Annotated in this window: 12 protein-coding genes and 1 pseudogene; 2 read left to right on the forward strand and 11 right to left on the reverse strand. The window is 66.3% G+C overall.

What is annotated here, in order from left to right:
* Positions 1-23 precede the first annotated feature (23 nt).
* The 10 genes and pseudogenes from Y704_RS0106385 to Y704_RS0106430 form a co-directional block, all read right to left on the reverse strand.
* On the reverse strand, positions 24-1,037 hold the full coding sequence (locus Y704_RS0106385; RefSeq protein WP_026549494.1) for a Gfo/Idh/MocA family protein: 1,014 nt from the start codon (positions 1,035-1,037) through the stop codon (positions 24-26).
* Between the two features lie 28 nt (positions 1,038-1,065).
* Positions 1,066-1,977 carry a sugar phosphate isomerase/epimerase family protein gene (locus Y704_RS0106390; RefSeq protein WP_026549495.1) on the reverse strand — a complete coding sequence of 304 codons (912 nt, stop codon included), beginning with the start codon at positions 1,975-1,977 and terminating at the stop codon, positions 1,066-1,068.
* 35 nt (positions 1,978-2,012) lie between these two features.
* On the reverse strand, positions 2,013-3,941 hold the full coding sequence (iolD, locus tag Y704_RS0106395; protein WP_035771832.1) for a 3D-(3,5/4)-trihydroxycyclohexane-1,2-dione acylhydrolase (decyclizing): 1,929 nt from the start codon (positions 3,939-3,941) through the stop codon (positions 2,013-2,015).
* Positions 3,942-3,955: 14 nt separating this feature from the next.
* Positions 3,956-4,906 carry a Cgl0159 family (beta/alpha)8-fold protein gene (locus tag Y704_RS0106400; RefSeq protein WP_026549497.1) on the reverse strand — a complete coding sequence of 317 codons (951 nt, stop codon included), beginning with the start codon at positions 4,904-4,906 and terminating at the stop codon, positions 3,956-3,958.
* Positions 4,903-5,883 (reverse strand): 5-dehydro-2-deoxygluconokinase, encoded by a 981-nt coding sequence (iolC, locus tag Y704_RS0106405; protein ID WP_026549498.1) that lies wholly within the window; start codon positions 5,881-5,883, stop codon positions 4,903-4,905. The genes Y704_RS0106400 and iolC overlap by 4 nt, the downstream gene beginning before the upstream one ends.
* Positions 5,884-6,028: 145 nt before the next feature.
* Positions 6,029-6,430, reverse strand: a pseudogene (locus Y704_RS23290) (tautomerase family protein).
* 78 nt (positions 6,431-6,508) lie between these two features.
* Positions 6,509-6,910, reverse strand: coding sequence for a YccF domain-containing protein (locus Y704_RS0106415; RefSeq protein WP_026549500.1), 402 nt, complete (start codon positions 6,908-6,910; stop codon positions 6,509-6,511).
* A 91-nt stretch (positions 6,911-7,001) separates the two neighbouring features.
* Positions 7,002-8,684, reverse strand: coding sequence for a DEAD/DEAH box helicase (locus tag Y704_RS0106420; protein WP_026549501.1), 1,683 nt, complete (start codon positions 8,682-8,684; stop codon positions 7,002-7,004).
* 260 nt (positions 8,685-8,944) lie between these two features.
* Positions 8,945-10,471: a SulP family inorganic anion transporter gene (locus Y704_RS0106425; protein ID WP_051476763.1), complete on the reverse strand. Its 1,527-nt coding sequence runs from the start codon at positions 10,469-10,471 to the stop codon at positions 8,945-8,947.
* 9 nt (positions 10,472-10,480) lie between these two features.
* A complete protein-coding gene (locus Y704_RS0106430; RefSeq protein ID WP_026549503.1) occupies positions 10,481-11,476 on the reverse strand; it encodes an MsnO8 family LLM class oxidoreductase in 996 nt (331 codons plus the stop codon).
* A gap of 165 nt (positions 11,477-11,641) precedes the next feature.
* On the opposite strand from Y704_RS0106430, the gene Y704_RS0106435 reads away from it, so the two are divergent.
* Together Y704_RS0106435 and Y704_RS0106440 are read left to right on the forward strand one after the other, a co-directional pair.
* Positions 11,642-12,601 carry an aldo/keto reductase gene (locus Y704_RS0106435; RefSeq protein WP_035771836.1) on the forward strand — a complete coding sequence of 320 codons (960 nt, stop codon included), beginning with the start codon at positions 11,642-11,644 and terminating at the stop codon, positions 12,599-12,601.
* 55 nt (positions 12,602-12,656) lie between these two features.
* Positions 12,657-13,661 (forward strand): NADP-dependent oxidoreductase, encoded by a 1,005-nt coding sequence (locus Y704_RS0106440; RefSeq protein ID WP_026549505.1) that lies wholly within the window; start codon positions 12,657-12,659, stop codon positions 13,659-13,661.
* On the opposite strand, the gene Y704_RS19425 is transcribed toward Y704_RS0106440, so the two are convergent.
* Positions 13,651-14,198: FtsW/RodA/SpoVE family cell cycle protein (locus Y704_RS19425; protein WP_162149376.1), on the reverse strand; the 548-nt coding region annotated here is incomplete at its 5' end. The two genes, Y704_RS0106440 and Y704_RS19425, sit on opposite strands and share 11 nt — an antisense overlap.

The following is a 14,198-nucleotide window of genomic DNA, read 5'->3' on the forward strand; positions in this document are numbered from 1 at the left end:
ATCGCTTGCGACGGGTGGGCGTGCTAGCTGTAGAGGGCAGGCTTCTCCTCCAGCTTCACCGAAACTTTTCCACCGGTCCGCTGTGCCTCGACACCCGCTTCGCAGCACGCGGCCGTCGCGTACCCGTCCCAGGCGGACGGGCCGCCGATCTCGCCGCGTGCCGCAGCATCGACCCAGGACTGCACCTCGACGTCGTACGCAGCGCCGAACCGCTCCTCGAAGCCGGGCGACACCCGGCCGCCCCAGCGTCCGGCGGTGCGGACGTACGGGCCGGTGTCCCGACCGATGTCGACGATTCCGTCCTCGAAGGACGCCTGGGTGGAGACCTGGTAGCCGAACTTCGCGTTGACGTAGATCTCGACGTCGGCGAGGACACCCGATTCCGTCTCGAGGAGCACGTGCTGGGGATCGTGCTGCCCCGTCGGCGCATTGCTGGTCGGCTTGCCCAGGCGAACCTGCACCGACGTGATCTCCTCGCCCGTCAGGAACCGGATGACGTCGAACTCGTGGACCACCGAATCGTGAATGAGCATCTCGTTGCTGAAGCCCTCCGGTGTTGCCGGATTGCGGTGCGCGCAGTGCAGCATCAGCAGTTCGCCCAGCCCGCGGTCCCGGACCACGGCGCCGAGCTGCCGGTATTCCTCGTCGAAGCGGCGCATGAAACCGACCTGGATGCGCTGGTGTCCCAGTTCTCTCTCGGCCTGCACCACGCGCCAGGCGGACTCGGCGTCGGGTGTCAGCGGTTTCTCGCACAGCACCGGAAGGTTCTTCCCGAGGGACTGGAGGAGGATGTCCTCGTGCAGGAAGCCGGGCGTGGCGATCAGGACGGCATCCACCCCGGGCAGCGCCAGCGCTTCCCCGGCATCGGTGAGGGCCACGGCGCCCTCGATGTCCGCCACCGCCGCCTGGGCACGCGCCAGGTCGACGTCGACGACGGCGGCAACCCGGGCGCCGGCGATCCGCCGGTTGAGCCTGGCGATATGGTCTGCGCCCATCCGTCCGGCGCCGATAACTGCTACTCCAAGGGTTCTGGACATCAAGAGTGCCTCTTTCCTGTGCGGGTGGTTAGTGGACGCGGGTACGGGAGCCGCAGGAGAGCAGGTACTCCCGTGTCCGCTTCGCGATCGGCAGGGGCACGTCGAAATCCACGGGATACATGTCCTGCTCGACGATCCCGAAGATGGGACGGTCCAGGGCTTCGACGGCCTCGATGACTTCGCGGAGGTCCGGCAGCCCGTGGGGCGGCTCGGTCATCACCCCGGCAAGGTTCGCGGCTGCCCAGGTCAGATTTTCGGCGTTGACCCGGGCAAGCACCTCCGGGTCGATCTGTTTGAGGTGCAGGTATCCGATGCGTTCCGGATAGGTGCGGATCAGGTCGAGGCTCGAGGCTCCGCAGTATTCGGCGTGACCTGTGTCGAGGCAGAGGTTCAGGTGTCGGGGATCGGTGCGCCGCAGCAGGTGCTCGATATCCGCCTGCGCCCCCACATGCGAATCTGCATGGGAATGGAACTGCTGGTGCAGGCCGAAGTCCTCGAGCAGCACCCTGCCGAGCCGATCGTGTCCCTCACACAGGTCGTTCCACTGCGAATCGCCCAGTGTGCCCGGTTCCACGGCCTTCCCGGTGACGTCGTCGCGCCACATCGCCGGGATGACCACCACATGTTCGCCGCCCATCGCGGCGGTGAGCTCGGCGACTTTCCGGGCCGGCTCCCATGCCACCTCCCACTGGTCGAGGCCCCGGTGGAACGCCGTGAACACCGTTCCCGCGGAGATGGACAGGTCGCGCTGTTTCAGTTCGTCCGCCAGACGCGCCGGGTCGCTGGGGAGGTAACCGTGAGGGCCGAGTTCAATCCACCGATAGCCGGATTCGGCTACCTCGTCGAGGAATCGTTCCCAGGGAATCTGCCGCGGATCGTCGGGAAACCAGACACCCCAGGAATCAGGCGCCGTACCGATGATGAGTTTGTTGATCGTCATGACGTCGTTGTCCTTTTCGGCATCAGTGCCGGTTGCTAGCCCAACAGCGGGCGCTGGCGGAGCTTGTGGTCGGTGTAGGTTCGGTAGGCCCCCCGGGTCGAGTCCAGGTCGGAGACGGCGGAGACCGGGACGTCCCACCACGATTCCGACGATGGCGCATCCAGCAGAGGGTCCGACTCCACATGGACGAGGATCGGTCCGCTTCCCTCAGGCGCGGACCGCGCGGCCCGGACTGCTTTCTCGAGATCCGCAATGGCCGTTCCGCCCGGCTGGATCCGCGTCACCGTCACACCGAGGCTTTCGGCATTCAGCGCAAGGTCGATCGGCAGGGGGGAACCGGCGTCGAAGCTGTGCTGTTCGCCGTCCAGGAAACGGTATTGCGTGCCGAAGCGCTGCGAACCGAGGGACTCGGACAGCGCGCCGATCGAAGCGTAGCCGTGGTTCTGGATCAGGACCACGATGAGCTTCAGCCGCTCCGCGACAGCGGTGACCAGTTCCGTGTGCATCATGAGATACGACCCGTCACCGACCATCACGACGACGTCGCGATCAGTACCGCCGCCGGCGCTCTCGGCGAGGGTGGCGCGCTTGACGCCGAGGCCCCCGGCGATCTCGTACCCCATGCACGAGAAGGCGTACTCCACGTGGTAGCCGTAGGGATCCCGGATGCGCCACATCTTGTGCAGATCACCCGGCAGGGAGCCCGCGGCGCAGATGACGACGTCCTGGGGAGCCATCGCGCGGTTCGTTGCCCCGATGATCTCGTTCTGCGAGGGCAGCGGCGAGTGGCGGGTGTCGAACGCCTCGTCCACGGCAGCGTCCCAACGGCGCTTCTCACCGGCGGTCAGCTCCGCGAGGTCCGCTCCGGTCCGATAGCCTCCCAGTGCTTCCGTGAGCCGCAGGAGGGTTTTGCGGGCGTCTGCCACGATGGGCACGGCGGTGCCGTGCTTGTAGGCGTCGATCGGAGCAATATTGATGTTGATGAACCGCACGCCCGGATGCTGGAAGGCGGCACGGGACCCGGTGGTGAAATCCTCGTAGCGGGTTCCGATGCCGATGATCAGGTCCGCCTGCGCGGCGAGGGCGTTTGCCGCCGTCGTCCCCGTGGAACCGACGGCGCCGAGTGCCAGCCGGTGGTCCCACGGGAGCACACCCACTCCCGCCTGGGTGTTTCCGACGGGGATGCCAGCCGCCTCCGCGAAGGCCGCCAGCTCCTGGTGGGCGAAGGAGTACAGCACTCCGCCTCCGGCGATGATGAGCGGACGCTTCGCGGCGCGGATGGCTTCCATCGCGCGGCGCACATCGTCGGCTTCCGGCTCGGGACGGCGGATGCGCCACTCGCGCTGCTCGAGGAACTCGAGGGGCACGGCGATCTCCTCGGCCTGCACATCCTGCGGCAGCGCAATGGTGACGGCTCCGGTGTCGGCGGGGTCGGTGAGTACCCGCAGCCCGTTGAAGAGCGCCGAGTAGAGCTGCTCAGGACGCGACACGCGGTCGAAGTACCTGGACAGCGGACGGAACGCGTCATTGACGGAGATGTCATACGCCTCGGGCCGTTCCAGCTGCTGCAGTACCGGGTCCGCCGCGCGGGTGGCGAAGATGTCGCTGGGCAGCAGCAGCGCCGGCAGCCGGTTCGTGGTGGCCAGCGCTGCTCCGGTCAGCATGTTCGTGGAGCCCGGTCCCACCGATGCGCTCACCGCGAAAGTGGCCCGCCGGCGGGTGTGCCGTGCGTAGCCGACCGCCTGGTGAACCTGCGCCTGCTCGTTGCGGCCCTGGTAGTACGGCATCAGCGAGGGGTCGGTTGTCTGGAACTGTTTCAGAGCCTGCCCCACCCCGGCCACGTTCCCATGACCGAAGATGCCGAACATTCCCGGGATCAGGCGTTCGCGGTACTCCTGACGGCCCACGTTGTCGACCGTGTACTGCTGGCTCAGAAAAGCCACAACTGCCTGGGCGACGGTCATTCTGCGTGTCGACATCAGCCCACCACTCCTTCCTGTGCCCGTGCTGCCGGTACGAACTCCCTCTTCAGGAGCGACGCGGCGGTGTCCACCGCTCCTGCGACGTCGTCATCCTGCGGGTACAGCAGTGTCCGTCCGACGGTGAGCCCCTGCACCCCCGGCAGGTTCAGTGCGGCCTCCCAACTGGCGAAGATCTCATCGGGCGCGCCCGACGGGTCTCCACCCAGCAGGACCGTGGGCAGCGTTGTCGCGGCCATCACGCGGTCCATGTCGGCCACGACCGGGAGTTTGAGCCAGGTGAAGGCGCTGGTGGATCCCAGTGCTTCGGCGATGACGACCGACTTGATGACGGCATCGGCGCTGAGGTCATTGCGCACCCTGCCGTCCTCCCAGAAGGACAGGAACGGCTCGACCATCGCGATCAGCTGCTGTTCGGCCAGGCTGTCGATGGCTTTGGCCGTGGTTTCGAGGACGGAGGCGGTCACGGGATCGCCCAGGCAGATCCGGGTCAGCATCTTGCCGCCGTTGGCGCCCAGGGCCTTGAGGGCGGCTGCGGTGTGGCCGGTGAACCGGTCGTCGATCTCGTTGATGAGGCCGGACAGCCCCCCGCGGTTCATCGAGCCGAACAGCAGCTTCCCGTCGAGAGCTCCCAGCAACAGCAGGTCGTCCAGGATGTCCGGCGATGCGAGCACGCCGTCCACGAGCGGGTTTCCCAGTGCCACGAGAAGCCGGTCGAGGAGGTCACGGCGGTCCGCCATGGCTGTGGGGTCCTGCCGGACGGCGAGCGCTCCGCGGGCCGGGTGATCGGCGGCGACGATGAAGTTCTGGTGGCCGGCTTTCAGCCCCGGGTGGGGACCCCTGTTCGCTGCAGCGCGGGCAACGGCTCCCGGGTCCTCGAGCTTCTGGACGGTCAGGTGGACGTAACGGCGCGGGTCCGAAGGGTCGGGGGTGGCAGTGTGCGCGTTCACTTGGCCACCTCCGAGAAAGCCCGGCCCTGCTCTTCGAGAAGCGCTGTGACTTCCGCTTCTGTCGGCATGGCATCCGCACAGGACAACCGTGAGGCGACGATTGCACCGGCGGCGTTGGCGAAATCAAGAACCCGTTCCAGGGGCCACCCGGACAGCAGCCCGTGGCAGAAGGCACCGCCGAAGGCGTCCCCCGCACCCAGTCCGTTCACCGTTTCCACGGGAACGGGAGCCGACACGACACGGGTGGTCAGTGTCTTGGCCATCACGCCCTCACGCCCGAGCTTGACGACGGCAAGGTGCACTCCGGCGTCGAGCAGTCGGTCGGCCTGCTCGTCGGGCGTGCCGGGTCCCACCGCTACCGCGCACTCCTTGTCATTGCCGATCGCCACGGTGACGTGCGGCAGGATTTTTGTCACCTCCGCGCGGGCCTCCGCCTCGGATGCCCAGAACATCGGCCGGTAGTCGAGGTCAAGGACGGTGAACTGTCCCTCCCCGAGGTCCTTCCGCCGCCGCGCCTGATGGGCTGCGAGGTGCGCACTCCGGCTGGGCTCCTGGGAAAGCCCTGTGACCGTCGACCAGAAGATTGCGGCGTCCCGGATGGCACCGAGGTCGAGTTCGTCGGCTGTGATCTGCAGGTCCGGCGCCGTCGGCGTCCGGTAGAAGTAGAGCGGAAAGTCCTCCGGCGGTCTGATGGCGCAGAAGGTGACGGGAGTGGGGAGCCCGTCTACGGCCGTCACGAACGTGTCGTCGACCTGGAACTTCCTCAGCTCGCGGTGGAGATAGTTGCCGAATGGATCAGGGCCCGTCCGCGTGATGACTGCAGCACTTCGTCCGTAGCGTGCCGCGGCCACTGCCACGTTCGACGGTGATCCTCCCAGGTACTTGCCGAATGACGTGACGTCTTCCAGACCGACACCGATATCGTTGGGGTAGATATCCACGCTGATACGTCCGATGGTGAGCACTTCACAAGTCACGGTCGACCCTGACCTTTCTCTGTTGCGGCCCGCCATCGTGCCTGATGCGGTCCCTGCCGGCGATGGGCCGGCTTCTGGTTACACTGTTCAGCACGTCGGCAAGTCTGTCAATGTTTGTCAGTACATAAGGACAAATCTTCGCGTTCTACCCGGTGGGGACAGCGAGCTCACCGTTGAGGTACTGCGACCGCCCGAAGCCGAAGGACCAGTCACCCGGACCTTTTCCACGTAGCCGATGAAGACGTCCGCGCCTGCGACGCCGGCAGCTCCGAGTTCCTGCGCATCCGGGCGAAGAGAGCGGACTTTGCTTGCTCGCTTCGCCCTCCCTGCGTGAAGATCTGGATCATCACTACATCGTTGGTCCGCTGGAACCCCAATCCCGCATCCTGGGCAATCAGCTCACCGGGTCCGTGCCGGGTCAGGATGTGGAAGAGGTCCCGCTCCGGGATACGGTATTCGGCAAGGATGGCCCGTGGACGCTCCTGCTGATGAGGGCAAGCTGCTCGACGGAGCGCCCTTCGTTGACGTCGATCCGCACAAGTGGCATGGAACTCTTCCGTTGGTTTGTCCTGACATACTAACGCGAGTACGGCTGAGGTTCAAGGGCTCCTGCGGGCCGGTCCCGCTACCGGTAATACGCCATGCGTGCACTGGAGGAGGGCACGATCTCCTTGCCGAGCGGCATGAGGGACACCGGAATGAGCTTGAGGTTGGCGATCCCCAGCGGGATTCCGATGATGCTGATGAACATCGGAATGGCGGTGACCACGTGCCCGATGGCGATCCAGATGCCGGCAACCACCACCCAGATCACATTGCCCAGCGTCGAGAAAGCGTAGGTCCGGCCTCCGCGGTCCACCACGCTGCGCCCGAAGGGCCAGAGGGCGTAGGCGCCGATCCGGAAGGACGCTATTCCGAAGGGGATGGTGATGATCAGCAGGCAGCAGAGGATCCCCGCCGCGAAGTAGCCGAGGGCCAGCCAGATTCCGCCGAACAGCAGCCAGATGACGTTCAGGAGTGTATTCATGGCCTTCATTCTTCCCCAGGAACCCGGAGTGTGGGCTTCAGGCATGAAAAAAGCGCTCCTCCCCGGGAAGGAAGGAGCGCTTTTCGAGTGCTTAGCGGGGGCGGCGGTCGTTCGACGCCGGAGCGGTTGCACGGCGTGAGCCGCTCGGCCGACGCGCGGCGTCGGAGCGGCCGGCCGAGGGCGCTGCGTGGGAACGTTGCCCGCCTGCTGCCTGACCGCTGCCTGCCGCGGCGGGACGCCGCGGAGCGACATCGCCTGCACGCTGGCCGGCAGCCGGCCGGCGGGTGCGGGTCGCACCGTTCTCGGAGGACGACGAGGCTCCGGCGTCGGCCGGACGACGCCGACTGCCGCCTGTTCCGCCGTTGGCGTCGGAACCGAACCGCGGAGCCTGCGGCTGATCCTTGCGACGCTCGGCACGGTTGCTGGAGGAAGCTTCGGCGGCGACGCGCCCGCGGCCACCACGGCCACCACGACCGCCCGGTGCGGGAGCCGCGGCGCCGCGGCGCGCACGCTTGCGCTCGGCATTGGCTCCGGTGGAGCTGCCGTCGCCGCGCTGGGTTTCGCGCTGCGCGAGCAGGGCAGCACGGGTGCGCGGATCGATCTTCTCTGCGACATCGCCGATCAGCTTGCCCACCAGCGGCGAGGTTGCCTTCACGTTCTCGAACGCGACGTCGACACCGGCGGCGCGCATCAGCTTCTGCACTTCGGACTTCTGCTCGGGCAGGGTGATCGTGACGACGGTTCCTGAGGAGCCGGCGCGCGCCGTACGTCCGGAGCGGTGCAGGTACGCCTTGTGCTCGGTGGGCGGGTCGACGTGGACCACGAGCTCGACGTCGTCCACGTGCACACCGCGGGCTGCGACGTCCGTGGCCACCAGGACGCGCACATCGCCGGTCGAGAACTCCGCGAGGTTGCGGTCGCGGGCGTTCTGCGACAGGTTCCCGTGGAGGTCGACGGCTGGGATGCCGGCGTCGGTCAGTGTCTTGGCCAGCTTCCGGGCGTGGTGCTTGGTGCGCATGAACAGCAACCGGCGTCCGGTTCCCGACGCCAGCTGGACGATCAGCTGCTTTTTCTGCGTCTGGTCCCCGATGAGCAGGACGTGGTGCTCCATGGTGGTCACCGCTGCCTGCGGGTCGTCCACGGAGTGGGTGACCGGCTTCGTCAGGTAGCGGTTCACGAGCTTGTCCACGCCGTTGTCCAGCGTTGCCGAGAACAGCAGTCGCTGACCCTCGGCCGGAGTGGTGTCCATCAACTTCTTGACGACGGGCAGGAAGCCGAGGTCGGCCATGTGGTCCGCCTCGTCCAGAACGGTGATCTCCACCGACTCAAGGGTGATCAGCTTCTGGCGCATGAGGTCTTCAAGACGGCCGGGGCAGGCGATGACGATATCGACACCGGCGCGGAGGGCCTTCTCCTGGCGCTGCTGGGACACGCCGCCGTAGATGACGGTGGTGTTGAGCCCGAGCACGTTGGCCAGGGGCTCGATCGTGTTGTTGATCTGGGTGGCCAGCTCGCGGGTGGGAGCGAGCACCAGGGCCAGGGGACGGCCCGGCTTGCGGCGATAGGCCGCTTCCTGCTCGGACAGCCGGGCGACCATGGGAAGCGCGAAAGCGAGGGTTTTGCCGGATCCCGTCCGGCCCCGGCCGAGGACGTCGCGTCCGGCAAGGGTGTCAGGGAGGCTCTTGACCTGGATCGGAAATGGTTCGGTGATTCCCTGTGCGGAAAGGTTTTCAACCAGCGCTTTGGGCACACCGAGGGCAGCAAAAGTAGTCATGTAGTTAGCACGAACTTTCTTCTCATCTTCCCCGGCGCCGGTTGGCACAGGGGTTCGCCGAAGAAAAGTCAGACAGTGTCCACCGCGCTCACGCTGTTGGGAGCATCTTGCGGGACAAAAGAAAGCGTTCATCGACGCATGCCGCGCGTCAAACCACCGGTGAGAACCGGCACGTGCGCAGGCAAGTCTTCTTATTCTAGCACTTCTCAACACTCACTCCGGACGCCGTCGCACGCTCCGCCTCACATCGGCCTTCCCTGTCAGTGCCCGGCGCCGAGCTTCCCGCCGAGCCGTTTCCGCATGAGGGCGGAGGCATCGTTAAGGCCGATGATCTCCACTGCGGTTCCACAGTGGCGGTATTTTTCCTGGATCGCGTCCAGCGCTGCAACGGTGGAGGCATCCCACAGGTGTGATCCGTGCAGGTCGATGACCACCCGGCGGGGGTCGGTGGCGTATTCGAACTGGGTGTAGAGATCGTTCGAGGAGGCGAAGAAGAGCTCGCCGTTCACCGTATAGGTGGCTGTGCTTTCGCCGTCCTGGTGCCGCTCCGTGCGTTCGACAGTGACGAAGTGCGCAACACGACGGGCGAACGCGACCATGGCCACGAGCACTCCGATGCCGACGCCGATGGCGAGGTTGTGGGTCCACACCACCGTGATCACCGTGGACAGCATGACGGCGGTTTCACTCTTGGGCATGCGCCTGAGCGTTGCGGGGTGGACACTGTGCCAGTCGAAGGTGGCGATCGCCACGAAAATCATGACGGCGACGAGGGCTGCCATGGGGATGATGGCCACGATGTCGCCCAGGGCGACCACGAGAACGAGCAGGAAGAGTCCAGCGAGGAAGGTGGAGATCCGGGTGCGGGCACCGGAAGCCTTGACGTTGATCATCGTCTGGCCGATCATCGCGCAGCCGCCCATGCCGCCGAAGAACCCGGTGATGATGTTCGCCGCTCCCTGCCCCCAGCTTTCGCGGGTCTTGTCGGAGCGGGTGTCGGTGATGTCGTCGACGAGCTTCGCGGTCATCAGCGATTCGAGCAGGCCCACGGCAGCCAGCGCCAGGGCGAAGGGCGCGACGATCTGGAGCGTTTCGACGGTCAGCGGCACATTCGGGAAGAACAGGGAGGGCAGGCTCTCCGGCAGCGCGCCCTTGTCGCCCACCGTGGGAACCAGGACGTTCGTCAGGACGGCGAACACCGCCAGGACGACGATGGCGACCAGCGGCGCGGGTACAGCCCGCGTCAGCCGTGGGAGGCCGAACACAATGAGCAGGCCCGCGGCGACCATGGGATAGACGAGGAAGGGGACGCCGAGCAGTTCGGGCACCTGGGACAGGAAGATCAGGATGGCCAGAGCGTTGACGAAGCCCACCATGACGGAGCGGGGAATGAACCTCATGACCCGGGCGACACCCGAGACGCCGAGGATGACCTGGAAGGCGCCCCCGAGGATGACGGCGGCGATGAAGTAGTCGACGCCGTGGCTCGCGACCAGTGGGGCAATCACAAGGGCCACGGCTCCCGTTGCTGCTGAGATCATCGCGGGGCGCCCACCGAGGAAGGCGATGCTGACGGCCATGGTGAAGGACGCGAAGAGCCCGAGACGAGGGTCTACTCCGGCGATGATGGAGAAGGCAATGGCTTCGGGGATGAGAGCGAGGGCGACGACCAGGCCGGCAAGGACCTCGGTCTTCAGGAGGCGCGGTGTGCGCAGTGTTCTCAGGACTGATTGCCGCTCGAGCGGCGTGAACTCAGGGGGAGCCACTGGAGCTGGATGTGCGGTCATGGTGGGACACTACGCGAAAAGAGCGGCAAGCAGCTCATCCGACCTCCTCTGCGCCCCTTGATCGTAAGCGCCGCCGCTGACCAGCACTTCATCGGCTCCGGTACCCGACAGCAGCTGCTCCAGCCTCCTCTCAACCTCCGGCAGCGTGCCGTGAACCGACGTGGCCAGAAAATCGTCCATCAGCTTCTTCTCCCTGGCGGACACTGAGGCGTATTCCCCGCGCGCCATCGGTTCGAGGGGAGGGAATTCGCCCCGAGTCCTTGCCATGGCCATGGCATGGGCTTCGGGTAGCAGTTGCTCCAGCGCAGCCTCGGAGGTGTCCGCGACGGCAATGTCCGCCGACACCATAACGAACGGCGTGTCCCGCCACGCCGACGGCCGGAAGTGGGCACGGTATTGCTCGACCGCCGGAATTGTCCCGTTGGAATTCCGCCGGGACAGTGCCGGTCCGCCGATGACGACGCCGAGCCCGGCCCTTGCGGCGGTCTGGACTCCCGCGCCGGTCGCGAGGACGAATACCGGCGTCGCGGAGTGGTTCCGGGGGCGGGCGGTGATGGCTGCGGAACCGGACAGGTAGGCGAGCAGCTCCAGCACGTCGGCCTCGAACCGGTCCGAAGCCTCCTCGCCGCTGCGAAGCGCGTCCCGGACGGCGGAAGTGAATCCGATCGAGCGTCCTACACCCAGGTCGATGCGTCCGGGATGAAGCGCCGCAAGAGTGGCCGCCTGCTCGGCGACCACCAGTGGCTGATGGTTCGGAAGCATGATTCCTCCCGAACCCACCCGGATCGTCCCGGTCCGGGCTGCGATCGCCGCCATCAGCACGGCAGGCGCGGAACCTACGATCCCGGGGACTCCGTGATGCTCCGCCACCCAGAAACGGTGGTAGCCCAGCGCCTCGGCCCGCTCGGCCCGCTCCACCACCGCGCCCAGTGCATCCGCTTCCGAGGATCCTCTCCGCGCGTTGGCTCGATCGAGAATTGAGAACCTGGTGGTGGGGAAAGGCATACTCCCTCAAACCGTGCGGACGGTGGAGGAATTCCGGCAGGCCTACCACTCCCTCCGGGGCTCCGGAAGGCTCGAAGATCCGAAGGCAGGCAGGAGGGGTGCTGGTCTAGGGTGGATTCGGGGTATCGACGGAGAGCAAGGCATCGATTCACGAAGCACGTAACGTTGGGTTCATCACTGGACGCGTCGCGGCTGGGGCTGGGATGCATGGGAATGTCGGCCTTCTACACGGGGAGCGGCAGGGACGACGCCGGTGCGCTGGCAACGATTCACCGGGCCCTTGAACTCGGCGTCACCTTCTTCGACACGGCTGAAGTGTACGGGCCGTATGCCAATGAGGAGCTCCTGGGCCGGGCTTTCGCGGGCAGGCGCGACGACGTCGTGATCGCCACGAAGTTCGGTACGATCCGGCACACCGCGGACGACGCGGTGGGCGTCGACGGCAGCGCGGCGAACGTGCGCCTGTCGGTGGAGGGCTCCCTCAGGAGACTGCGCACCGACTACATCGACCTCTACTACCAGCACCGCATGGACCCGGACGTTCCGGTCGAGGAAACCGTGGGTGTGCTCGGGGAATTGGTGCAGGAGGGGAAGATCCGGCATATCGGCCTGTCGGAAGCCGCTCCCGCCACGATTCGGCGCGCACACGCCGTTCACCCGGTGACAGCCCTGCAGACCGAGTACTCCCTGTGGTCCCGGGACCCCGAGCAGGCGATCCTTCCACTCGTCCGCGAACTGGGGATCGGCTTCGTCCCCTACTCCCCCCTCGGCCGAGGATTCCTCACCGGGACCATCCGGTCGGTCGACCAGCTTGACGAGTCGGACTTCCGCCGCAGCAACCCCCGCTTCGCCGGGGAGAACCTGCAGGCGAACATCCGGATCGTGGAGCAGGTCGACGCCGTCGCCGGTCAACTGGGCGCAAAGTCGGGGCAGGTGGCGCTGGCCTGGCTCCTGGCTCAGGGCAGTGATCTTGCGCCGATTCCAGGGACCAAGCAGATCCGGTACCTCGAGGAGAACGTTGCCGCGGATGCACTCGTCCTCAGCGATGCGCAGCTCGCGGCACTCGACAGCGTTGCCGCTCCGGCCGGCGACCGGTACGCCGACATGTCACCGCTCAACCGCTGACGCCGCACCAGGGCCCGCCGTTCGCCGCCCGCCAGCAGAAGGGCACTCCATAGCCATGGTCTCCAGTACGCAGATCCACCTGCGATCCCGTCCCACCGGATGGCCGACGCAGGACAACTTCAACACGGTGAGGCTTGACCTGCCGCCGCTGGCCCGGAACGAAGTCCGGGTGGCCAATGAGTTCGTTTCAGTCGACCCCTACATGCGGGGACGGATGAACGACGTCGAGTCCTACATCCCGCCGTTCAGCCTGGACGAGGCCATCAGCGGGACAGCGGTGGGCAGGGTCACCGGGTCCACCAGTGATGCCTTCCGCGAGGGTGACGCCGTCCTCCACTTCTCCGGGTGGAGCGACGTTGCGCAGGGTCCCGCCAGGGGGTTCACGAAGATCAGTGACCTTCCCGGCCTGAACCTCTCCGTCTATCTCGGCGCACTGGGAACCACAGGACTCACCGCGTACGTCGGCCTGACCCGCATCGCCGGGCTGCAGAAGGGCGAGACCGTGTTCGTCTCCGCCGCGGCAGGAGCGGTGGGGAGCGTGGCCGGGCAGGTCGCCCGCCTGCTGGGCGCCCGGCGCGTGATCGGCTCTGCCGGCTCAGCGCATAAAGTTGCGGCGCTGACCGGGAAGTACGGCTTCGACGCCGCATTCAACTACCGGGTCGCGCCCGTCCGGGATCAGCTGCCCGCTGCGGCCCCGAAAGGCATCGACGTCTACTTAGACAACGTGGGAGGCGATCATCTCGAGGCCGCCGTCGATGCGCTGAATTCCGGCGGACGTGCCGCACTGTGCGACGCAATATCCCGCTACAACAGCACCGGCACACCTGCGGGACCGGACAATCTGGGACAGCTGATCACCAAGAACCTCACGCTCGAGGGATTCACTGTGACGCGCCACCAGGACCTGCAACCGGAATTCGCGGCGCGGATGGTCCAGTGGCTCACGAACGGCGACGTTGTGTTCGATGAAACCGTCGTCGAGGGTATCGACAATACGGTCCGGGCCTTCCTGGCCATGATGCGCGGGGTGAACACCGGAAAGATGATCGTCAGAATGTAGCCGGCGCGATCCGTCCGGTCCGTGCCGCCATTTTTTCGGAGTGCCGGGAGCACGAGAGGAGCACTCCTGTCAGCGCCAGGAGCGAGATCATCGATGATCCGCCGTAGGAAATGAACGGCAGCGGTATGCCCACGACCGGAACCAGCCCGGTGACCACTCCAATATTGAGCACTGTCTGTCCCAGGATCCAGACGAGCGCACCACCGCACACCAGGGTGACGAAGAAGTCGCCGGACAGGGTTGCGATCCGGTAGATCGCGAAAGCCAGGGTCGCGAACAGGATGAGGACAACTGCCGCGCCGATGAACCCGAGCTCCTCGCCGAGGACAGCGAAGATGAAGTCATTATGGGCTTCCGGTATCCAGTGGACCTTCTGCCGGCTCTGGCCCATTCCTTCGCCGAACATGCCTCCTCCGGCCAGGCCGTAGGTTGCCTGAGCGCCCTGGTAGCCAAGCCCTTCGGCTGTCCCGGCACTGGAAGGGTCCAGCCATGCAGAGATGCGGCTTGTCCGGTTGGGGTTCGAAATAACGGCAGCGA

The organism is Arthrobacter sp. Br18, assembly GCF_000520555.1.
GTDB lineage: Bacteria > Actinomycetota > Actinomycetes > Actinomycetales > Micrococcaceae > Arthrobacter_D.